Genomic DNA, 20,952 nt, shown 5'->3' with positions numbered 1-20,952 from the left:
CTTTCCAGAATTGTTGGTTATCACTTTTTTTAAGAAAAAGTGAAATCAAAAACAGAATTTGCTTGGCGACCATAGCGTTTTGGACCCACCTGATTCCATCCCGAACTCAGAAGTGAAACGAAACAGCGTCGATGGTAGTGTGGGGTCTCCCCATGTGAGAGTAGAACATCGCCAGGCTTTAACTTGTTGTTTTTAGATGTTTAAGAAAAATCTAAAGGCAAAAAAAGTAGACGAAACGTCTAACCAGACAGCGGAGCGGTAGTTCAGTCGGTTAGAATACCGGCCTGTCACGCCGGGGGTCGCGGGTTCGAGTCCCGTCCGCTCCGCCACTTATTACGAAACCCAGTCTTAGGACTGGTTTTTTTTTCTAGATAAAAGTGCCGTTATCTCGGTTATTCAATCCTTCTAACTCTCTTATTCTGCTTCTTGAGCCCTTAGAACAATGGTTTATCATTTGTTTTTTGTATGACTCGCACCTCTCCATGCTGGCTGTTATGATGGCAAAAAAGGAGAAAATCAGTCATGCCTCATTTACGTTTTCGCGCAGTAGAAGCGCATATCGTTGAATCGCTAGTCCCTACCTTACTCAATGAGCTTTCCTCTCTACTCAGTACTGCTCGAAATGCTTTTACCTTTGAGTTGATTAATACCCAGTATTTCGCCGAAGGAGGGGTTTATCCCATGGTGGAAGTATTGTGGTTTGGAAGAGAACAGCAGACTCAGGATCAGATTGCACAGGTGATTACTGATCAGATACGTCAGTTGCTCGGTGCTGATTCTCATCTTGCTGTAGTGTTTATACCTTTGCAACGCACCGCTTATTATCTTGATGGACAACATTTCTGAGGAGGCCGCATGAATCCTGTTATTGATACCATACTTAGCCATCGTTCTATTCGTGCTTTTACCCAAGAGCCTATTTCTGCAACGCAACTTGAGACGATCATTGCTTCTGGTATTGCAGCTTCGTCATCCAGCTTACTGCAAGTGATCTCGGTGATCCGAGTGACCGATGGCAGTATGCGTGAGCAATTAGCAGAGTTTGCTGGCAATCAAGCTTATGTGGCGAGTGCGGCTGAGTTCTTAGTATTTTGCATTGATTATCAGCGGCACTATGCATTGAATCCGAACGTAAAACCTGAATTCATGGAGCTCACTTTAATCGGTGCTGTTGATGCGGGGATTATGGCGCAAAACTGTTTGTTAGCGGCAGAGTCGATGGGGTTAGGTGGTGTCTATATTGGTGGTTTACGTAATTCACCGAATGAAGTCGATGCTTTGCTTAACTTGCCGCCTTATACCGCGGTATTGTTTGGTATGTGTTTAGGGCACCCAGCTCAGGAGCCAGAGTTAAAACCGCGCTTGGCTCCGAAGGTGATCTTGCATGAAAACCACTACCAGCCTTTGAATAAAGAGGATGTCGCAGAATATGACCGAACCATGGTTGAGTATTACCAAAAACGTTCCGGTAATCCTAAACAGCAGGGATGGTCAGAACAAATTACCGCTAAGCTTTCTGAAGAGTCTCGGCCATTTATGCTCAGCTATTTGCAGCGTAAAGGATTAGCTCTGAAGTAATAAAGAATCCCAGCACTTGGCTGGGATTTTCGATTTACGCGAGCCCTTGAATTACCACGAACTTTTCGAGTAGTTGCTCTTCGGTTTCGCGATGGGCAGGATCGGTGATGATGCAGTTGCTGATGGGACAAACCGACTGACACGTCGGTTTGTCATAATGCCCCTTACATTCAGTGCATAAATCGGGATTGATCTCATAGATCTTATCGCCCATTGAAATCGCACTGTTTGGGCACTCTGGCTCACACATATCACAGTTGGTGCATTTGGCGGTAATCAGTAGCGCCATAATTACTTGCCTGTTGGGTTACGGGTATCCTGCCCTTGCACTAGGTTACGCATCAGCAGTGCGTAGCTGAGATCCAACTCTTCCGGAACTGGAATGTAAACAAAGTGACCGTTGCCTTTGGCATCATCTGTTGCTTCACCTTTGCGGTTTTCCATCGCTTCTAAAGTGAAGATGACATTGCCTTTTGGCGTCATCAGCTCAAGGCTATCGCCGAGCACAAATTTGTTCTTTACTTCCACTTCGGCCATTGCGCCGCGGCGTTTACCGGTAAATTCACCGACAAACTGTTGAGTGTCGGAAACCGAGTAGCCGTAGTCGTAGTTTTGGTAAGCATCGTGCGTATGGCGACGTAAGAAACCTTCGGTATAGCCACGGTGCGCCAAGCTTTCTAGGGTAGTCATCAGGCTATCATCGAATGGCTTGCCCGCTACCGCATCATCAATCGCTTTACGGTACACTTGCGCGGTACGTGCGCAGTAGTAGAAAGATTTGGTACGGCCTTCGATTTTCAGTGAGTGCACACCCATTTGAGTTAGGCGCTCAACATGCTGTACTGCACGCAGATCTTTGGAGTTCATGATGTAGGTGCCGTGCTCATCTTCAAAGGCGGCCATTTTCTCATCAGGACGATGGCTCTCAGAAAGCAGTACGACATCATCAATCGGTTTGCCGGCCCCGATGGTGGTGTCTGGACGTTCATTTTGAACTTCGATGGCTTGTGCTGCATTAGGGTCAAACTGTTCAACGATCTGACCTGCTTCATCTTCTTTTGCTGCTTCAACTTTGTATTCCCAACGGCATGCGTTAGTGCAAGTACCTTGGTTTGGATCGCGCTTGTTGATGTAACCAGACAGCAAGCAACGACCGGAATAAGCCATACATAGAGCGCCATGCACGAACACTTCAATTTCGGTATTCGGGCATTTTTCGCGGATCTCTTCGATTTCTTCTAAAGAGAGCTCACGAGAAACAATCACACGCTCAACGCCTTGTGAAGCCCAGAATTTCACGGTTGCCCAGTTCACCGCATTCGCTTGTACCGACAGGTGGATCGGCATGTGCGGGAATTCTTCACGAACCATCATGATAAGGCCAGGGTCAGACATGATGAGCGCATCCGGCCCCATATCAATCACCGGCTTAAGGTCACGGATGAAGGTTTTCAGCTTAGAGTTGTGCGGCTGAATGTTACACACCACATAGAATTTTTTACCCAGTGCGTGGGCTTCATTAATGCCGATTTGTAGGTTTTCGTGGTTGAACTCATTGTTACGTACGCGCAGGCTGTAACGAGGTTGGCCGGCATATACCGCATCTGCCCCGTAGGCAAAAGCGTAGCGCATATTCTTCAGGCTACCCGCAGGTGAAAGGAGTTCTGGAACAAAGGTTTTTGGCGTTGTCATTGCTTGCTTCTCTTACAATCTGATCTCAAGTCAGGCCAATACCACCTGATGGTATTGGAAAGGGCGCAAATTTTACGTCAAAAACCCTACTCTGCATAGTGAAACTCTCACCACCTCATTTACGCCGAGGTGGTGAAATTGAGTCCACGATTAGGCTTCAGGGTGAGGCAGGCCACCTAATGCATTGAATAGATCCGGCAGGAAAACCGACATTTCTCCGCACAACAGGGAGAAATCGGCATCAAGACGGGCTGCGCGATCTTCGTGTGGGATGTCATCATTCTGCTCTTTAAGTTCATCGCTGTACGCTAGGCGCTTGATGCTGCAATCTTCCGCGAGGACAAAACGAATTCGGTCTTGCCAGTTGATCGCCAGCTTGGTGACCACTTTATTGGCTTGAATGTGGCTCAGGATTTCATCGCTGCTCAGCTCTTGTTTTTTGCAGCGAATGGTGGCTCCATCATCGAGTAACGATTTGAGCTCCGCTTCTTCCATCAGGCTAAAGCCTTGGGGCAGATTGCCATCTTTCACCCATTGCGTCAGCGTCGTTTCGACCGCTATTTCAGGAATAGCAGGCACCACCGGTAGACTACCCATGGTTTTACGCAGTAGCGAGAGCACATCTTCGGCTTTTTTGTAGCTGCCTGCATCGACTAGAATTAAGCCTTCGGTTGGCATGATCAGCACAAACGTGAGTTGGCTTTTGCTGAAGGCGCGTGGCAGTAAATCGATGACGATGTCTTCTTTCAGCGCGTCTTTTTCTTTTTTCTTCAGTGGGCGGCCTTCTTCGGCTTCCATCGCTTCGACTTTGGCATTGAGCGAATCTTTGATCACCGAAGCGGGGAGCATTTTTTCTTCACGTTTCGCGCAGACTAAAATGCGGTTTTCACTGACGTGGGTCATCATGTCGCCGTGTTTACCCAGTGCGGAAACCCAGCCAAACTTCTGTTTATCTTGACTGCCGCAAGGCGTAAAACGAAATTCGGCCAGCTGTTTTTCCAGCTGATCGGCATTGAAGTTAACCTCGCGATTAACGCGATACACCATACAGTTTTTAAACCACATTGTTGTTTTCCCTTGGTTAGAAAGCCAGACATGATAGGGGAAGATGCTGAGAATGTCTTACCCCGAATGCAAAAAAAGAGGCACATCTTCCAGTTGTTACTTTGCTTTGCTTAAGAGGTTTGGATATATGAATTTCGCCTGAACCTTATATGAAAATTTGTTTGCAAAGGTCACAAAAGTGTCATAAACATTTCCCATAATGCATGGCGTTGGTGAAAAACAAAGGTTAATCAATTATGTCTAGAAGGATTCTGGTTGTTGAAGACGAAGCACCGATTCGTGAAATGTTGTGTTTCGTGCTTGAACAAAAGGGCTATCAGGCGGTTGAGGCTGAAGATTATGATTCGGCGATGAGTAAGCTGGCTGAGCCTTTTCCTGATCTCGTCCTGCTTGACTGGATGTTGCCTGGTGGTAGTGGCATCAACCTCATCAAGCATATGAAGCGCGAAGAGATGACGCGCAACATTCCTGTTGTGATGCTCACCGCCCGTGGTGAAGAAGAAGATAAAGTTCGCGGCTTAGAAGTGGGCGCGGATGATTACATTACCAAACCGTTTTCACCTAAAGAGTTGGTTGCCCGTTTAAAAGCGGTGATCCGCCGTGTCACTCCGACGGCGTTGGAGGATGTGATTGATGTTCAAGGTTTGAAGTTAGATCCGGTCTCACACCGTGTGACCGCTAACGATCAGCCGTTGGATATGGGACCGACTGAGTTCAAGATGTTACACTTCTTCATGACACACCAAGAGCGTGTGTATAGCCGCGAGCAGCTACTCAATAATGTTTGGGGCACCAACGTGTATGTGGAAGATCGCACGGTAGACGTCCACATTCGTCGTCTACGTAAAGCCTTAGAAGACGCTGGACATGATAAGCTGATCCAGACGGTGCGCGGCGCGGGGTATCGTTTTTCAACCAAAGCCTAAGAGGGTGTAGAACAAATCAGTATGGTTGAACGTTTAACATGGAAAAAGCTGGCTTGGGAGCTGGCTTTTTTTTACTTGCCATGGGTTGTGGTGGGATGGATTTTCGGAAGTATGCCGTGGCTGCTGTTGGCAGCGACGGCTTTGCAGCTTTTCTGGCATTTGAACCATCAAATTCGCCTTTCCGCTTGGTTGTGGGATGAAAAACGTCTCACCCCACCTTCTGGAACGGGGAATTGGGAGTCGCTGTTCAATGGCATTTATCGCTTGCAGCAGCGCCATCGTAAAAAACGCAAAGAACTGACTAATCTTATTCGCCGTTTCCGTAATGGTGCGGAATCGCTCCCCGATGCGGTGGTGGTGTTTCGCAGCGAAGGCAATATCGTGTGGTGTAACCGCCTTGCGCAGCATTTGCTGGGTTTTCGTTGGCCTGACGATGCTGGGCAGCCTATCTCGAACCTGCTGCGTACGCCGGACTTTATCAAATACCTCAAAAAAGATGATTTTACTGATCCGCTCGAAATGCGTTCGCCGCTCAATAGTGATCGCATGCTGGAACTGCGGATAGTGCCGTACACCGAAGGTGAACACCTGATGGTGGTGCGTGATGTCACTCAGCTTAAACAGCTCGAAGGCATGCGCCGTAATTTCTTTGCTAACGTTTCCCATGAACTGCGTACACCGATGACGGTGCTGCAAGGTTATCTGGAAATGACAGAAGATCCGGATGTGCTCGCGGGCCCGATGTGGAGTAAAGCCCATGGTGTGATGACCGAGCAGCTCAACCGGATGAATAGCTTGGTGAACCAACTGCTGACGCTCTCGAAAATAGAAGCATCACCGATGGTCGAACTCGATCAAGTGGTCGATGTGCCAGCCATGTTGGAAGTGTTAGAAAAAGAAGCAGTGAGCCTCAGTGGTGAGGCGCTGCATAAGCTGCATTTTGAGGTGGATAAGAGCCTTAAGGTGCTGGCGGATGAAGATCAGCTGCGCAGCGCGATTTCGAATCTGGTGTACAACGCGGTTAAATATACCCCGCCGGGCGCGCAAATTGATGTGCGTTGGTATCGCACTGGCAAAGGCGCTTGCCTCGAAGTGGAAGATAAAGGCGAGGGGATCGAGCCGCAACACTTACACCGTTTAACGGAGCGTTTCTATCGCGTCGATAAAGCCCGCTCTCGTGATACGGGCGGTAGTGGTTTGGGACTCGCGATCGTGAAACACGCACTTGCACACCATGACACGCATTTGGATATCTACAGTAAAGTCGGTGTCGGCAGTAAGTTTTCGTTTGTTTTACCTAAGCGGTTGGTGGCGAAAGGATGAGCCGCATGCTAAGTCGCGTTGGTTGGTTGAGTTCATTGGTTTTGGTTTCATCCACCGCTTGGGCGTTGGATGAAGCGCTGCCACACTATGAAAAAGTCAGCGGTATTTCGGGCAGCCTATTGTCCGTCGGTTCGGATACGCTGGCGGGCATGACTACGCTGTGGGTGGAGGAGTTTCAAGCCTATTACCCTGCAGTCAATGCGCAAGTGCAAGCCTCAGGTTCGGCAACTGCGCCGCCAGCATTATCAGAAAGCACGGCGCAGTTTGGCCCGATGAGCCGCCCAATGCGCAGCAGTGAAATTGCCGCGTTTGAAGCGATGCACGGCTACAAGCCAACGGCATTGCGTGTGGCGATTGATGCGGTCGGGATTTTTGTGCATCGAGATAATCCGATCAAGGGGCTGAATTTCCAGCAACTGGATGCGATTTTTTCCGCCACATTGCGCTGTGGTGCCACTCAGCCGATTGTCACTTGGTCTCAGCTTGGTCTGCCTTATGATTGGGCAAAGCGCAATATTCAACTGTTTGGTCGCAACTCGGTATCCGGTACCTACGGCTATTTTAAGCAAAACGCGCTGTGCCAAGGGGATTTCCAGAACCGAGTCAATGAGCAGCCGGGCTCGGCTTCGGTGGTGCAGTCGGTTGCCTCTTCAATCAATACGCTCGGTTATTCAGGGGTGGGTTATCGTGTTTCTGGGGTGAAGCTGCTGCCGATTGCGCGTGAAGGGAATGACTATGTTGAGCCAACTCAAGCCAATATTCTGTCGGGAGCCTACCCGTTATCGCGCTATTTGTATGTGTATGTGAATAAAAATCCTAACCGAGATTTGTCGCCGATTGAGCGCGAATTTATTCGCTTTATGTTTTCACGGCAGGGACAGGCCTTGGTTGCGAAAGATGGCTATTTGCCCATCACTGCGCTGGTGGCAGAGCAAGAGTTAGCCAAAGTTGGCGTTAAGCCCATCATCGACTGAGTGATGAAATGAAAAACGCCCAACTTGAGTTGGGCGTTTTTCATCGAATTGCAGTGAGTAGGCTGGCTTAAAACAGCAGTTGCCAGCCGACTTCACGCCAGTATTCTTGCTCTGTTTGTAAGTCAGCATGCAACAACTTATTGTTTTCCAGCCAATCTGGCTGTTCACACTCCAATCGCCACTCATCATCTTTGGCGGATAGGGTCAATGGTGGTAAAGGGTCGTCGTTGCGTTGCCTATTAACCACAATCGCCAGTCGTAGGACTCGAATTAAGCCAATAATGTGTTTTTTCTTAAACAGACTAAAGTCATCCAGCTCATTCAATTTCAGCGATTTACGTTGGAAACGTGCCAAATTGGAGAGCACGAGTTGTTGTTCGCTGTTGAAACCTGCCATGTTGTTATGACGCAAAATATACGCGGAGTGACGATGAAAACCTTGTAAGTTAATGCTCAGCCCCACTTCATGTAGCAGAGCGCCCCATTCGAGTAGGTCACACAGCTCACTGCCTTCTGGTAATCCCAACTCATTGGCGACTTGCGCCAAGAATTCACGCGCGTGACCTTTGACTTTGGCTGCATGCTCTAAATCGACCAGATGTTTGGCGGCCAGATTTTCCGTCGTGCGTAAACGGATATCGGAATACTTGAAGCGATCTTCCATCTCATACAGCAGACCTTCGCGCAAAGCACCATCCGAAAAAAGCATCTCTTTGATGTTTAAACCATGAAAGATCGCGGAAAGAATGGCAACGCCCGCCGCAAACACGGGTTTTCGATCATCGGTTAAGCCGGGCAGTTGTAAATCATCAATGCTGTCCCATTCGCAGAGTTTTTCAATTAACTTGCTCAGGCGCTCAAAGGTGATGAGTCCATCTTCATGACCTTGCCCGATTAACACTTCATGAATCGCTTTGATGGTACCGGAAGAACCAAACGCCATTTGCCAACCTTTCTTACGGTATTTGCTGGCAATGGATTCTAATTTTTGCTCACTGGCGACAATCGCTTGGGCAAAGTTTTTACGTGATAGCTTGCCGTTGGCAAAGTAACGCTCGGTAAAGTTGACGCAGCCCATCTGCTTACTGTTGAGCAGTTCTGCTTCAAAGCCTTTGCCGATGATCATTTCCGTGCTGCCGCCGCCAATATCCACTACCAGCATAGAATCCGCTTGGGGTTGGGTATGGGCAACCCCCAGATAAATCAACCGGGCTTCTTCAGAGCCCGGAATGATTTCAATTGGAAAAGGCAACACGTCGAGAGCGCGTTGAATAAACAGATTGGCATTTCTGGCTTGGCGCAGAGTGTGGGTTGCAGCAATACGGACATTACGTGGCTCAAAGCCTTGCAATCGTTCTGCGAACATCGCCAAACACTCTAAGCCACGTTGGATCGACTCTTCATCGAGATTTTTTTGTTCATCCAAGCCCGCAGCAAGACGAACACGCTGCTTATGGCGGCTAATCAATTGGAGATCTTGATCGACCACCTTGGCGACCACCATATGAAAACTGTTCGAACCCAGATCAATGGCAGCGATTTCTCTTGCGTTACTGACTACTGTTGTCATTCGTTTCTTGTTGCCCTTTTGCTTTACGAGTCTGCTTCTCGACATTCTTAAGATAGTCGTAAATGGCAATCTGAGAGCGTACTTTTCTGCGATTACCGCGCTCTACGTACTGATTGCTCATCTCTTTGTCGATGCGACGCGCTTTGACCGTATCAATGAACTGAATATTAAGGATATCAATGATACGCTGTTTGAGTCGTTCGTCACGAATTGGAGCCATGACCTCAATTCGGTGATCTATATTGCGCTCCATCCAGTCTGCCGATGAGATAAAGACCTGTGGATTGCCATCATTATGTACCACTAACACGCGAGGGTGTTCGAGGAAGCGGTCAATAATACTGATGATCTCAATATTGTCACTGACACCTTCCACTCCGGGGACTAAAGAGCACATACCGCGGATGATCATGCGGATTTTGACTCCAGCGGCACTTGCACCATACAGCTTATTGATCAATCCCTTATCAACGAGATTGTTCACTTTAAGGGTGATGGCGGCTTTTTTGCCCGCCTTGGCGTTGGCGATTTCACTATCCAGTAAACGATAAATTTGGGTACGTGAGTTACGCGGCGATACGATCAGGTGGTTAAACTTGACGGGGCGGAATGGATTTTCGATGTAACCAAATACGGCACGGACTTCGGCGGCGAGCTCTTGGTTGGCGGTGAGCAAGGCAAAGTCGGTGTAAATGCGCGCCGTACGTTCGTGGAAGTTGCCGGTACCAATGTGCGCGTAACGAACGAATTCATCCCCTTCTTTACGGGTAATAAGCAGGAGCTTGGCGTGAATCTTCATTCCCGGCACACCGAAAATAACGTGTACGCCCGCATCGGTCAGAATGCGTGACCACTCGATATTGGCCTCTTCATCAAAACGAGCTTGCAGCTCAACCACCACCACCACACGTTTGCCGTTGTGCACCGCATCGACCAGCGAGTTCATCAATTTGGAGTCTTTGGCTACGCGGTAAATGTTGATTTTGATACTGACGACTTTCGGATCAAAAGAGGCTTGGCGCACAAGCTCCGTCATGTGCTCAAAGCTGTGATAAGGGTAGTGCAGTAAAATATCTTGCGCGCGAATCGCATCAAAAGCATTGGCATAGCCTTCAAAGTCAGCACAAGTCATCGGAGGCAAGGGTTTGTTTTCTAAATAATCTCGGCCGACATTGGGGAAAGAAATAAAGTCTTTAAAATTGTGGTAACGTCCACCGGGGATCAAGCTGTCATAGTGGGAAATTTTCAGCTTATAGCATAAGAATTTGAGCATGGCTTCAGGCATTTCACGCTCATACACAAAGCGCACAGGAAGGGCGGTTAAGCGCTGGCTTAAGCCTTCTGACATCTGCTCAAGCAAGCTGTATTCGACTTCGTGGCGCAAATCATACTCGGCATCGCGGGTCATTTTCATCGCGTAACCGTTGAGTGTATCGTAGTCGTAAAAACCGCGGAAAATCTCATCCAGACAGAGACGAATAATGTTATCGAGCAGAATAATGGTTTTGCGCCGTTTGCCTTTTTGCTCAGGCAGCATCACAAAGCGTGGCAGTTGGTCGGTTGGGATCTCGATCAGCGCGTATTTAAATTCATCGCCACTGCGCATTTCGACCGCAATGTAAGCGTATTCGTCTTTTAAAAACTGCATGACATCAATGTCATCACGCAACATGATAGGGGTCACATGCGGCAGCACTTCTTTGTGGAAATACTTTTTCACCCACTTGAGTTGGATTTCATCGAGTTGCGTTTCGTTGACTAAGAAAATGCGCCGTCTGGCCATTTCTAAAATCAATTCGTTGTAGAGGTTATCGAAGTCTTGGTTGAGTTTGAGGGCTTTGCTTTGCATGCGTGAGAGGAGGTGTTTGGAGATATCATTGCCCCCACGTTCTCGATTGATCAAGATTTGTCGTTTTACGTCAGCAAATCTCACCTTATAAAACTCATCGAGGTTATTGGAAAATATCCCCAGAAAACGAATCCGCTCAATCAGCGGGACGGTTTTATCCGCCGCTTCTTGTAGTACGCGCTCGTTAAATGAGAGCCAACTGAGTTCCTTGTCGATGTACAGCTTATCAGCACTCATACTTTACCTTATGCCGTTTTGAGTTGACGTTTTCATCATTAAAGAGCTGCAAACTAAGTGATTTTTGTGACACTTTTATTGCAGTGCCTTTAGTGTCATAGAGTTGTTTTGATTTCAGTAATTTATTGTGAGCTGTAATATAATTGTCACCCAACCGCAATATTATGACACTCCCCAAAACTATAGGTAATCTCAAGCATGGTCAGACAGCCATTTTCATTGAAAGAACGTGATCGCGCGCGGTTAGTGAAAGACCGTGTGGTGCGTTTTGCAGTGACTTGTGGTGGCGTCAGTGTGTTGGGAGCTTTGGTACTGATTTTTATCTATTTAGCCATGGTTGTGGTGCCACTGTTTGGCGATGCGAAATGGCGTGGTGACATTGCGGTTAAAACGGTGTCAACAACAGATCCGTTACTGATGACCATAGGTGCTTACGGTGAAAACGCGTTTTTGATGTCAAATGATGGCGTTGGGCAGTTTTGGTCATTACGTTCCGCCAGCGATCAACCTATCCAGACCCAATCGTTAGGCTTTACGCCTGTATTGTGGGCACAAACCCCCGCTGCTCAAGGTTGGTTTGCCTTGGTAGGTCAGGATAACCAAGTGGCCGTTGTGCATCCGCAGCTCTCCCATTCAATGACAACTCAGGGGCGTGAATTCACCCCGAGCTTGGAACGTTTAGCCTTGCCGGAAGCGTTCCGCTTAAGTGAGCAGCCTCTGCAACAATTCGCTTTTGCCTTAACTGCGGAAGCGCTTATTTTTGCCACGTACGATAACGCGCAGCAGATCCAGATTTTGCGTTTGGATCGCGCGACGCAACAAGAGATTAGCCGTCTGAGTTTGAGTGTGCCGTTCAGCGATCTCAGCCAGTTATTGCTGACCCCAGATGGTAAGACCCTGTATTTGCGTACCCGATCTGAGCTTGTCGTCGCATTACTGGATAAGCAGGGTTATCAGATCCGCGAAATCGTCGATCTCAGTGAAGGCGATAGCCGTCATCAAGTCACGCAACTCTATTTGTTATCAGGGGCGTTCTCTTTACTGGCGGTGCACGAAGATGGTCTGGTGTCACAATGGTTTGATGTGCTGCGCGATGGCCAGCGTCATTTAACCCATATCCGCAATTTTAAGCTCGCCTCAGAAGTGCAGTTTTTGTTGCCCGACACCAACACGAAAGGTTTCTACAGCTTCTATCGCAATGGCACTTTGCAAAGCCATTACACCACGAGTGAAAAGTTGGTGCTGTTTGAGCGTGCTTATCAACGAGCGCCACAGTTGGTGGCGATGTCAGAGAATCAAGCGTATTTGGCGAGTTATGACCAAGGGAAAATTCAGTTAGCGCAGGTGGAAAACCGAAACCCTGAAGTCTCCTTTTCTGCGTTGTGGCAAAAAGTGTGGTACGAAAGTTACCCTGAACCAGAGTTTGTTTGGCAATCCACCGCAGCAACGGACGATTTTGAAGCTAAGTTTAGTTTAGTGCCGATTGCTTTTGGCACCTTGAAAGCCGCTGCCTTTGCCATGTTGTTTGCGATGCCGATTGCGGTCTTAGGGGCGATTTATACCGCCTATTTTATGACGCCTTCGATGCGCCGCGTGGTGAAACCGACCATTGAATTGATGGAAGCCCTACCCACTGTGATTATCGGCTTCCTCGCGGGTTTATGGTTTGCGCCGTTTGTGGAGAGCCATTTGCCCGCAGTATTGGCGCTGATGATTTTGTTACCGCCTTCAACCATAGTGCTCGGGTTCATTTGGTCGCGCTTACCCAAAGCTTGGCTGCGCCGTATCCCCAGTGGTTGGCATGCGCTGATTTTAATCCCAGTGTTGATTGGTATATCAGCCCTGATTCTGTCTTACAGTGGTGAGCTGGAAAATGCTCTGTTTGCGGGTGATCTGCGCGTGTATTTAGCGCAGCACGGTATCGGTTACGATCAGCGCAATGCGCTTGTTGTTGGTTTTGCGATGGGGTTTGCGGTGATCCCAACCATTTTTACCATTGCGGAAGATGCGATTTTCTCAGTGCCGAAACATCTGTCAGATGGCTCTTTGGCGCTGGGGGCGACACCATGGCAGACCTTGATTTATGTGGTACTGCTTACGGCAAGCCCTGGGATTTTTTCGGCGATCATGATGGGGCTCGGGCGTGCCGTCGGTGAGACCATGATAGTGCTGATGGCCACGGGTAATACCCCGTTGTTGGATTGGAATATTTTTGAAGGCATGCGAACCTTATCGGCGACGATTGCCGTTGAACTGCCGGAATCGGAAGTGCAAAGCGCCCATTTTCGTATCCTATTTTTGGCCGCACTGCTGCTGCTGACCTTTACGTTTGCGGTGAATTCCCTAGCGGAATGGGTACGCCAACGGCTACGAGAAAAATACCGTTCTTTATGATGGAGCAATATGTTGAATTGGTTTAAATCCGGTGCTCCGTGGATCTGGCTGACAGGAGGAGCCGTCAGCGTCAGCTTGATTGCTGTACTTGGCCTATTACTGGTGATTGGTTGGCGTGGCTTAACCTATTTCTGGCCAGCGCCCTTGCTGCAATGGCAAACCCCCGATGGAAAAAACGTGGTGGGTCAACTGTACGCTCGTGAAAGTGTGCCGGTTAGCCATTTAAAAGAGATGAATTTACCGCTACCAGAAAAAGTGCAAGCGGCAGGGTTGGCGACACGGCTCAATATCAAAGTCGCTAATCGGGATCTGTATGGATCTGATTTTATTGCTTTACTTGAGTTTGAAACCGAATTTAAAGGCGCGCCACAAGGTTGGGCGGTGATTGAGCGCAGCCGAGGTGGGCAACTGTTTGGTAAACCGCTTCGCTTCGATTCTACGATTGGCGAGCTGGATCTGCCGCTAGAGCGCCATCTGCGTCAAGCATTGTTAGAGGCTGAAGCCATTCGCGATCAAGTGGATACGATGGTTGAACAGCAAGTGCGGGTGATCAGTAGCCAGCTAGAAAAATTACGTTTGGAAAAACGCCGTAAGCAATTGAATAACCAGCTCAGTGATGAGTTTTTACAACACTACGTGTTAAGCAAAAGCCGTTTAGAGAAAGAGCTTGCACTGGTTCAAACTGAGTTAGATGCGCTCCGAGCACCGTTAGAAAAGCAGTTTTTATATCTTGTGGATATGCAAGGAGAGACCGTCTCCGTCCCGCTGAGTGAAATCTTGGATTTTTGGTATCCCAATGATATGAATTTTTCCCAAAAACTCGCGGAGTGGGGCAAGCAAGCATGGCGCTTTTTATCGGAATCACCACGGGAGTCAAACTCGGAAGGGGGCGTGTTTCCGGCCATTTTTGGAACGGTGTTTCTGGTGATCATCATGTCGATCATCGTCATGCCTTTAGGCGTGATAGCAGCTATCTATCTGCATGAATACGCGCAAGAGGGCGCATTTACTCGGATGATTCGAGTCGCGGTGATCAACTTAGCGGGGGTACCTTCCATCGTATATGGGGTGTTTGGCCTCGGCTTTTTTGTTTACACCATAGGCGCTTCGGTTGATAACCTTTTTTATGCTGAGCGTTTGCCCACTCCGACCTTCGGGACGCCTGGGTTGCTGTGGTCTGCTCTGACATTAGCCGTGTTGACGCTGCCTGTGGTGATTGTGGCGACGGAAGAAGGGCTCTCGCGTATTCCGATTTCGGTGCGCCATGGATCATTAGCACTAGGCGCTACCCAGTTTGAAACCATTTGGCGTATTGTGCTACCGATGGCAAGCCCTGCGATCATCACCGGATTGATTTTGGCGATCGCCCGCGCAGCCGGTGAAGTGGCTCCGCTGATGCTGGTCGGTGCGGTGAAACTGGCTTCCAGTTTGCCTGTGGATGGGGAATTTCCCTTCATCCATCTTGAACGCAAATTTATGCATTTAGGTTTCCACATTTACGATATCGGTTTTCAAACCAACAATATTGAAGCGGCACGGCCACTGGTGTATGCCACTTCATTTTTATTGGTCACTGTGATTGTGGCGCTCAACTTAACTGCGATCAGCATTCGTAATAACTTACGCGAAAAATACCGAACCTTGGGGCAAGACTAGTTATGTACTCCGCCAATCCTACTTTGGGCTATTATGTGCCGCCGCTGGACGTGAATAATCTTACCGATCAGCAGACGGCGATTTCGATTGAGCACTTAAGCCTGTATTACCAGCAAAGTCGCGCCTTGAGTGATATTTCCATGCGTATCCCCAAAGGTCAGGTTACGGCGTTTATCGGCCCCTCCGGCTGTGGTAAATCGACGCTTTTGCGCTGCATTAACCGGATGAACGATCTGGTGGAAGGAACGCGTGTTGAAGGTGAGGTGAAATTGCATGGCAAAAACATCTATCATCCGGATGTGGATGTGCCAACGCTGCGCCGCCGAGTCGGGATGGTATTCCAGCGCCCTAATCCCTTTCCTAAATCGATTTATGAAAACGTGGTGTATGGACTGCGTTTGCAGGGGATTAAAAATAGCCGTGCGTTAGATGATGCGGCGGAGCAATCTCTGCGTGCGGCGGCGTTGTGGGATGAAGTCAAACATCGTTTGCACGAAAATGCATTTGGTTTATCGGGCGGGCAGCAACAACGTTTGGTGATTGCCCGTGCGATTGCGATTGAACCTGAAGTGTTGCTTCTTGATGAGCCAACCTCAGCGCTTGATCCTATCTCGACCTTGACCATTGAAGAGCTGATCCACGATCTTAAAACCAAATATACCGTGGTTATCGTCACTCACAACATGCAGCAAGCGGCGCGCGTGAGCGATCACACCGCCTTTATCCATATGGGAAAGTTGATCGAGTACGCAGATACTGACTCTATTTTCACGTCACCATTGAAAAAGCAAACCGAAGACTACATTACGGGGCGATACGGTTAAGCAATTTTTCAGCCAGTTTAGTAAGGATATGCCATGCAGTTCGGTCGACATATTTCAGGTCAGTTCAATGTGGAATTGGAGTCCATTCGTAGCCAAGTATTGACGATGGGCGGCTTAGTCGAGCAGCAGTTGACCTTAGCCATGCAGGCCTTGCATGAAGATGATGAAAAACTGGCGCGCCGTGTGATTGCCGACGATCACAAAGTCAACGCGATGGAAGTCTCGATTGATGAGGCGTGTACGCGCATTATTGCTAAACGTCAGCCGACCGCTAAAGATTTGCGCCTTATTATGGCGATCATCAAAACCATTACCGATCTGGAACGGATTGGCGATTCTGCGACTAAGATGGCTTATATCGCCATCGAACGTCCACCGGCCAAACAGCACCAATTCCAAGTTTCACTTGAGCCTTTGTGTCGCCAAGCGATTGCCATGTTGCATCAAGTGCTTGATGCGTTTGCGCGGATGGATGTAGAAGCCGCAGCGGAAATCTATAAACAAGATGATAGGTTGGATAAAGAGTACGAAGCGGTCGTACGTCAGTTGATGACCTACATGATGGAAGATCCGAAAAACATTCCCCACATTCTGCAAGTCATTTGGTCGGCGCGTGCGATTGAGCGAGTTGGCGATCGCTGTCAAAACATCTGCGAATACATCATCTACTTTGTGAAAGGTAAGGATGTGCGCCATCTTGGCGATCAAGGGATCGACGATGTGCTAAAAAAGCCGAGTTTGTAAGCGGCGCTGTCCGTCAACTTGCCGTTGAGCAGCAAATTGACGGAGTTTGTAGGTAGAGGATTAGTAGCGCTGTGGAACAAAGGTTTGGTCTTCGATGGGGGGGCGTACGTAACCTTGCTTATTGATTTCCGGCAGAGAGATCTGCGCATGCTCAATCTCTTGATACTCAACACTACTGAGTAGGTGGCTGATGCAGTTGAGGCGAGCGCGCTTTTTGTCATCCGAAGGCACCACCCACCACGGGCAGTGTTTGGTATCGGTGTAAGCAAACATCTCATCTTTAGCTCTCGAATAGGCTGCCCAGCGCTGACGAGACTCGAGATCCATTGGACTGAATTTCCAGCGTTTGAGTGGCGTATTAATCCGCTCGATAAAGCGCCGCTCTTGCTCTTCATCGGATACTGAAAACCAGTATTTGAGTAAGATGATCCCAGAACGTTGCAGCATGCGTTCAAATTCAGGGCAAGAGCGCAGAAATTCTTGATACTCTTCATCGCTGCAAAAGCCCATCACCTTTTCGACTCCCGCGCGGTTGTACCAACTGCGGTCAAACAAGACAATTTCACCACCGGCCGGAAGATGGGCGACGTAGCGCTGAAAATACCATTGGGTTTTCTCTTTTTCGGTGGGGGCCGGGAGGGCGGCCACACGGCATACCCGCGGATTGAGTTTCTCGGTGATGGTTTTGATCACTCCACCTTTTCCCGCGGCATCGCGTCCTTCAAAAATAACCACTAGCTTGAGCTTTTCTTGTTTCACCCACTCTTGCAGTTTGACTAGCTCAATTTGCAGCAGCTCTAATTCACGTTCGTAGACTTTCTTATCCAATTTCGCCATCGCATTCTCTCCTTTGCTAGGTTAAGCATAGCAGTGGGAGCGGCGAAGTTCCGTGGCGGATGATCGTATTTTCCCCTTCCTACTTGAAACTGCAGCGGTGTTGGCTACGTTCGTTCACCCCAATCACATCGTTTATCTATGCTCATGGGGATGAACTCACTTGCCGCCTACCTGCAACGCCAAGTCGTTTGGGTATACATCATTAATGTAGGACAGAATTGAGTGCTGCCAGAGCGTGTACGGTTTGCTGTAACGCATCGCGGCTGGTCACCGGGATAATAAAATCATCACAGTCCGCCGCGCCCATTTTGCTCTCCGAGCGAATAAACAGCATCTCGCTCGGACGCGTGGTTTTCGCGGATAAATGCAGCTCATTGACCCCGGTGGCTAACGCAATTTCAGCCACATTCTGCGCATTGATCCCAGCGCCTGCCATGATTGAAATGCGCCCAGCACTCTGTTTGACCAGTTGCGCTAAACGTTCAATACCCAGATAAGCGTTGCGCGCCAAGCCTGAGGTCAAAATGCGTTCACAACCGAGCGCAATGATCTCTTCTAACGCGTGTTCAGGGTTTACACAGTGGTCAAATGCGCGGTGAAACGTCACACCTAACCCGAGGGAGTGAGCAAGTTCGATTAAAGGTTTGCTGCGTTTCACATCAATCGTGCCATCGGCATTGAGTAACCCTAGTACCACGCCTTGTAAGTTTGCTTGATGCGCCGTACGAATGTCCTGCGCCATAATGCTGAGTTCATCATCGTGATAGAAAAAATCCCCTTCTCTTGGTCTGATCATTGCGTAAGCCGGAATCGGTGACACTCTGCCTGCGCTGTACATCAACCCGGCACTAGGGGTTAATCCACCTAGCGCAAGGGATGAACAAAGCTCAATACGGGTTGCGCCTCCCGCGATGGCGTTATGCAGGGATTCGATATTGTCGATACAGACTTCAACTTGATATTTCATCAGGTTAACTCCGGTTGGATAAAGGAAATGGCAGTATCATAGCAGCAGATATCGCGCAGAATGCGCAAGAATAGGGGTAAAGTTTAAGACCCGAATTACCCATTTATACCCTTCCTACTTGAAGCTGCAGGAGGGATATCTCATTCCTGCTGCTTAGCGGCCACTACATAGCAAGTCATCTCGTTTAAGTGTGGGACAGATTCGGTGAAATGAAGAATAGAAAAAGCCCAAAGCAGTGCTTTGGGCTTTTGATGACTTTACTTCTTAACTGATTGGCGTAGCGTTTTCGCTTTATTATTTCCAACCACCCGTGTTGAGCGCGGGGTTAAGAGTCTTATTTTAGGTCAGCAGAGTATTGAGACAGGAATGCTGCAACGCCTTTTGGAGATGCTTCCATACCTGCTTTGCCTGCTTCCCATTGTGCTGGGCACACTTCACCGTGAGTTTGGTGGAAGTTCAGTGCATCAACCATACGTAGCATTTCGTCGATGTTACGACCCAGTGGCAGATCGTTCACTACTTGGTGACGAACCATGCCTTCTTCGTCGATCAGGAATGAACCACGGAAAGCCACGCCAGCTTCTGGGTGCTCAACATCGTAAGCTTTACAGATTTCGTGTTTAACGTCTGCAACCAGTGGGTATTTCACTTGACCGATACCGCCGTTTTCAACAGCAGTGTTACGCCATGCGTTGTGAGAGAACTGAGAGTCGATAGAAACACCGATCACTTCTACACCTTTAGCAAGGAAGTCTTCGTAACGGTTGTCGAATGCAATCAGTTCAGATGGGCAAACGAAAGTGAAGTCTAGTGGGTAGAAGAAAACAACCGCTTTCTTACCTTTTGTAAATTCTGCGAAGTTGAAGTTATCAACGATTTCACCGTTACCAAGAACAGCAGCTGCAGTAAAATCAGGGGCTTTGCGACCAACTAGTACCATTTTTTTGCTCCTAAGCAATTTTGTAAGTACTGAACTATGTGCGTTGAGTTCATAATTCAGTCCGTGAATAACGAGGAGAAATATAGTACAAAGTAGACAAAGTAAAAAATGAATTAATTAGATTAAGTTAATCGAAAAAAGCGATAAGTCTCGGTGAGGTCAGTAGTGCCTAGGTACCATGATGTTTTTAGCGCGGTTTTTGATGAGAGGATGGAAGATGTATGAATAAATGGCCAAGCCTCAAGCAGTTATCTTATTTGGTGACACTTTATGAAACCCGCCATTTTAGTGAGGCGGCTGAGCGTTGCTTTGTCAGTCAATCGACCTTAAGTAAAGGCATTCAAAACCTTGAAGAGTTGATCGGCTGTTCCTTGTATGAAAAGCAAGATAAGAAAAGCCCTCTGGTATTTACTCGGGTCGGAGAGTTGGTGGTCAAGCAGGGGCGAGAATTGCTCGCCAAGGGGCAAGATTTAGTCGAGCTTGGTAAGTTGTGCCAAGGTGACACCATGGAAGGGCAATTGCGTTTGGGGTGCATTCCAACCATTGCGCCGTTTTTGTTGTGTGATTTAGTCCAAGAGATTAACCAGCGTTACCCTAAATTGCACTTATTGTTGCGCGAAGATACCACGGCAAATCTGCTTTCCGCCTTGCGCAGTGGTGAACTGGATGTGTTGATCCTCGCCTTACCCGTCGATATTGGCAATATGGAGAGCTATGTGGTGGGGCAAGATCCGTTTCGTATGGTGATCAGCCGTAACCAAGTTAATCAGATCCGCGTGCCGATCCGCTACGCTGATCTACCCGATGAATCGGTGTTTTTACTCGAAAACGAGCACTGTTTAACTGAACATGCCGTATCGGCTTGTAAGCTCACCGATAAAGAGAAGATTAATCCATTTACCGCGGCCAGTTTGCATACCTTAGTGCAAATGGTGGCCAATGGCTTAGGTACGACTTTTATTCCGCAAATGGCCATCGACCACGGTTTGCTGGATAACCAAAATCTGGTGGTGATCGACCCTCCTGGGCAAAAAGCTTACCGAGAAATCGGCCTAGTGTGGCGTCCAAGTTCTTCCCGAATTCACACTTTTCGCCAGTTAGCTGAGATAGTGGCTGAGCTGTTATAGCGATTGGTCGTAGTGATAATTCTGCTATGGACTAGTGAAAGCGCATTGTCAACGATGCGCTTTTTAGCATTTTGTGTGGTTAGTGATTTTTTAATTGTGAAATTTCACAAGTCAAAATTGGTGGGGCTTTCATAAAATTGTAAATATTCACAATGTGAATTTTACATATCCTGACCGTAACGCTGTTTTAATTACAGACGATGGGTTCCGCTCTAAGCCAGTCATTCCGACCTTTTATACCGTAAGGAT

The 20,952-nt window shown here is 48.3% G+C and carries 18 protein-coding genes, 1 tRNA gene and 1 rRNA gene; 12 read left to right on the top strand and 8 right to left on the bottom strand.

Translation table 11 applies throughout. The features are described 5' to 3' along the window. Positions 1-61: 61 nt before the first annotated feature. From rrf to nfsA, 4 genes are all read left to right on the top strand, one after another. Positions 62-177 (top strand): 5S ribosomal RNA (gene rrf, locus T411_RS0110565). Positions 178-252: 75 nt separating this feature from the next. Beyond that, a tRNA-Asp gene (locus T411_RS0110560) sits at positions 253-329 on the top strand. Positions 330-522: 193 nt separating this feature from the next. Then, complete coding sequence (locus tag T411_RS0110555) at positions 523-846, top strand: DUF1904 domain-containing protein (RefSeq protein ID WP_001120309.1); 324 nt, start codon at positions 523-525, stop codon at positions 844-846. Between the two features lie 9 nt (positions 847-855). After that, on the top strand, positions 856-1,578 hold the full coding sequence (gene nfsA / locus T411_RS0110550; protein WP_001070278.1) for an oxygen-insensitive NADPH nitroreductase: 723 nt from the start codon (positions 856-858) through the stop codon (positions 1,576-1,578). Between the two features lie 34 nt (positions 1,579-1,612). On the opposite strand, the gene T411_RS0110545 is transcribed toward nfsA, so the two are convergent. The 3 genes from T411_RS0110545 to rdgC all read right to left on the bottom strand — a co-directional run bounded on the left by T411_RS0110545 (position 1,613) and on the right by rdgC (position 4,335). Then, the gene (locus T411_RS0110545) at positions 1,613-1,867 is read right to left on the bottom strand and encodes a YfhL family 4Fe-4S dicluster ferredoxin (RefSeq protein WP_001196281.1); all 255 of its coding nucleotides are present in this window, start codon (positions 1,865-1,867) and stop codon (positions 1,613-1,615) included. A 2-nt stretch (positions 1,868-1,869) separates the two neighbouring features. Further along, a complete protein-coding gene (trhP, locus tag T411_RS0110540) occupies positions 1,870-3,270 on the bottom strand; it encodes a prephenate-dependent tRNA uridine(34) hydroxylase TrhP (RefSeq protein ID WP_000211023.1) in 1,401 nt (466 codons plus the stop codon). A 150-nt stretch (positions 3,271-3,420) separates the two neighbouring features. Next, positions 3,421-4,335, bottom strand: coding sequence for a recombination-associated protein RdgC (rdgC, locus tag T411_RS0110535; RefSeq protein ID WP_000264262.1), 915 nt, complete (start codon positions 4,333-4,335; stop codon positions 3,421-3,423). Between the two features lie 236 nt (positions 4,336-4,571). Between rdgC and phoB the strand changes: the two genes are divergently transcribed. Genes phoB through T411_RS0110520 form a run of 3 tightly spaced genes read left to right on the top strand, consistent with a single transcriptional unit; the run spans position 4,572 to position 7,558 of the window. Next, positions 4,572-5,261, top strand: coding sequence for a phosphate regulon transcriptional regulator PhoB (gene phoB / locus T411_RS0110530; RefSeq protein ID WP_000091117.1), 690 nt, complete (start codon positions 4,572-4,574; stop codon positions 5,259-5,261). Between the two features lie 21 nt (positions 5,262-5,282). Further along, complete coding sequence (gene phoR, locus T411_RS0110525) at positions 5,283-6,584, top strand: phosphate regulon sensor histidine kinase PhoR (RefSeq protein ID WP_000230248.1); 1,302 nt, start codon at positions 5,283-5,285, stop codon at positions 6,582-6,584. A gap of 5 nt (positions 6,585-6,589) precedes the next feature. Beyond that, complete coding sequence (locus T411_RS0110520) at positions 6,590-7,558, top strand: PstS family phosphate ABC transporter substrate-binding protein (protein WP_000952783.1); 969 nt, start codon at positions 6,590-6,592, stop codon at positions 7,556-7,558. 67 nt (positions 7,559-7,625) lie between these two features. Here T411_RS0110520 and ppx read toward each other — a convergent pair whose 3' ends face one another. Further along, positions 7,626-9,128, bottom strand: a complete 1,503-nt coding sequence (ppx, locus tag T411_RS0110515; RefSeq protein ID WP_001912334.1) for an exopolyphosphatase — start codon at positions 9,126-9,128, stop codon at positions 7,626-7,628. Further along, on the bottom strand, positions 9,109-11,214 hold the full coding sequence (ppk1, locus tag T411_RS0110510) for a polyphosphate kinase 1 (protein ID WP_001271572.1): 2,106 nt from the start codon (positions 11,212-11,214) through the stop codon (positions 9,109-9,111). The genes ppx and ppk1 overlap by 20 nt, the downstream gene beginning before the upstream one ends. Positions 11,215-11,412: 198 nt before the next feature. Here ppk1 and T411_RS0110505 point away from each other — a divergent pair, with 198 nt between their 5' ends. From T411_RS0110505 to phoU, 4 genes are read left to right on the top strand one after another with little or no spacing between them, the layout of a single operon-like run. After that, entirely contained in the window at positions 11,413-13,608 is a 2,196-nt protein-coding gene (locus tag T411_RS0110505; RefSeq protein ID WP_000252165.1) for an ABC transporter permease subunit, read from the top strand. 9 nt (positions 13,609-13,617) lie between these two features. Beyond that, the gene (gene pstA / locus T411_RS0110500) at positions 13,618-15,264 is read left to right on the top strand and encodes a phosphate ABC transporter permease PstA (protein ID WP_000935841.1); all 1,647 of its coding nucleotides are present in this window, start codon (positions 13,618-13,620) and stop codon (positions 15,262-15,264) included. A 2-nt stretch (positions 15,265-15,266) separates the two neighbouring features. Then, on the top strand, positions 15,267-16,088 hold the full coding sequence (gene pstB, locus T411_RS0110495; protein WP_000286625.1) for a phosphate ABC transporter ATP-binding protein PstB: 822 nt from the start codon (positions 15,267-15,269) through the stop codon (positions 16,086-16,088). Positions 16,089-16,121: 33 nt separating this feature from the next. After that, positions 16,122-16,832: a phosphate signaling complex protein PhoU gene (gene phoU, locus T411_RS0110490; protein WP_001159461.1), complete on the top strand. Its 711-nt coding sequence runs from the start codon at positions 16,122-16,124 to the stop codon at positions 16,830-16,832. 60 nt (positions 16,833-16,892) lie between these two features. Here the strand turns inward: phoU and ppk2 are convergent, their stop codons facing one another. The 3 genes from ppk2 to T411_RS0110475 all read right to left on the bottom strand — a co-directional run bounded on the left by ppk2 (position 16,893) and on the right by T411_RS0110475 (position 19,576). Next, positions 16,893-17,669, bottom strand: coding sequence for a polyphosphate kinase 2 (gene ppk2, locus T411_RS0110485; RefSeq protein ID WP_001086043.1), 777 nt, complete (start codon positions 17,667-17,669; stop codon positions 16,893-16,895). Positions 17,670-17,871: 202 nt separating this feature from the next. After that, the gene (locus tag T411_RS0110480; RefSeq protein WP_000877206.1) at positions 17,872-18,636 is read right to left on the bottom strand and encodes a copper homeostasis protein CutC; all 765 of its coding nucleotides are present in this window, start codon (positions 18,634-18,636) and stop codon (positions 17,872-17,874) included. Positions 18,637-18,970: 334 nt separating this feature from the next. Further along, a complete protein-coding gene (locus T411_RS0110475) occupies positions 18,971-19,576 on the bottom strand; it encodes a peroxiredoxin C (RefSeq protein WP_000244647.1) in 606 nt (201 codons plus the stop codon). A 221-nt stretch (positions 19,577-19,797) separates the two neighbouring features. Between T411_RS0110475 and T411_RS0110470 the strand changes: the two genes are divergently transcribed. Continuing rightward, positions 19,798-20,703, top strand: coding sequence for a hydrogen peroxide-inducible genes activator (locus tag T411_RS0110470; protein WP_001045921.1), 906 nt, complete (start codon positions 19,798-19,800; stop codon positions 20,701-20,703). Positions 20,704-20,952: the final 249 nt, after the last annotated feature.

Source organism: Vibrio cholerae ATCC 14035, assembly GCF_000621645.1.
Classification (GTDB): domain Bacteria; phylum Pseudomonadota; class Gammaproteobacteria; order Enterobacterales; family Vibrionaceae; genus Vibrio; species Vibrio cholerae.
The sequence above is the reverse complement of the archived record's forward strand: the minus strand, read 5'-3'. Positions and strand labels throughout refer to the sequence as shown.

Bases quoted from the DNA above. Each gene is read 5' to 3' on its own strand.
- T411_RS0110470 (WP_001045921.1), top strand. From the start codon at position 19,798: ATGAATAAATGGCCAAGCCTCAAGCAGTTATCTTATTTGGTGACACTT.
- phoR (WP_000230248.1), top strand. From the start codon at position 5,283: ATGGTTGAACGTTTAACATGGAAAAAGCTGGCTTGGGAGCTGGCTTTT.
- T411_RS0110480 (WP_000877206.1), bottom strand. From the start codon at position 18,636: ATGAAATATCAAGTTGAAGTCTGTATCGACAATATCGAATCCCTGCAT.
- T411_RS0110475 (WP_000244647.1), bottom strand. From the start codon at position 19,576: ATGGTACTAGTTGGTCGCAAAGCCCCTGATTTTACTGCAGCTGCTGTT.
- ppk1 (WP_001271572.1), bottom strand. From the start codon at position 11,214: ATGAGTGCTGATAAGCTGTACATCGACAAGGAACTCAGTTGGCTCTCA.
- trhP (WP_000211023.1), bottom strand. From the start codon at position 3,270: ATGACAACGCCAAAAACCTTTGTTCCAGAACTCCTTTCACCTGCGGGT.
- pstA (WP_000935841.1), top strand. From the start codon at position 13,618: ATGTTGAATTGGTTTAAATCCGGTGCTCCGTGGATCTGGCTGACAGGA.
- T411_RS0110555 (WP_001120309.1), top strand. From the start codon at position 523: ATGCCTCATTTACGTTTTCGCGCAGTAGAAGCGCATATCGTTGAATCG.
- ppk2 (WP_001086043.1), bottom strand. From the start codon at position 17,669: ATGGCGAAATTGGATAAGAAAGTCTACGAACGTGAATTAGAGCTGCTG.
- phoU (WP_001159461.1), top strand. From the start codon at position 16,122: ATGCAGTTCGGTCGACATATTTCAGGTCAGTTCAATGTGGAATTGGAG.
- phoB (WP_000091117.1), top strand. From the start codon at position 4,572: ATGTCTAGAAGGATTCTGGTTGTTGAAGACGAAGCACCGATTCGTGAA.
- T411_RS0110545 (WP_001196281.1), bottom strand. From the start codon at position 1,867: ATGGCGCTACTGATTACCGCCAAATGCACCAACTGTGATATGTGTGAG.
- T411_RS0110520 (WP_000952783.1), top strand. From the start codon at position 6,590: ATGCTAAGTCGCGTTGGTTGGTTGAGTTCATTGGTTTTGGTTTCATCC.
- rdgC (WP_000264262.1), bottom strand. From the start codon at position 4,335: ATGTGGTTTAAAAACTGTATGGTGTATCGCGTTAATCGCGAGGTTAAC.
- ppx (WP_001912334.1), bottom strand. From the start codon at position 9,128: ATGACAACAGTAGTCAGTAACGCAAGAGAAATCGCTGCCATTGATCTG.
- T411_RS0110505 (WP_000252165.1), top strand. From the start codon at position 11,413: ATGGTCAGACAGCCATTTTCATTGAAAGAACGTGATCGCGCGCGGTTA.
- nfsA (WP_001070278.1), top strand. From the start codon at position 856: ATGAATCCTGTTATTGATACCATACTTAGCCATCGTTCTATTCGTGCT.
- pstB (WP_000286625.1), top strand. From the start codon at position 15,267: ATGTACTCCGCCAATCCTACTTTGGGCTATTATGTGCCGCCGCTGGAC.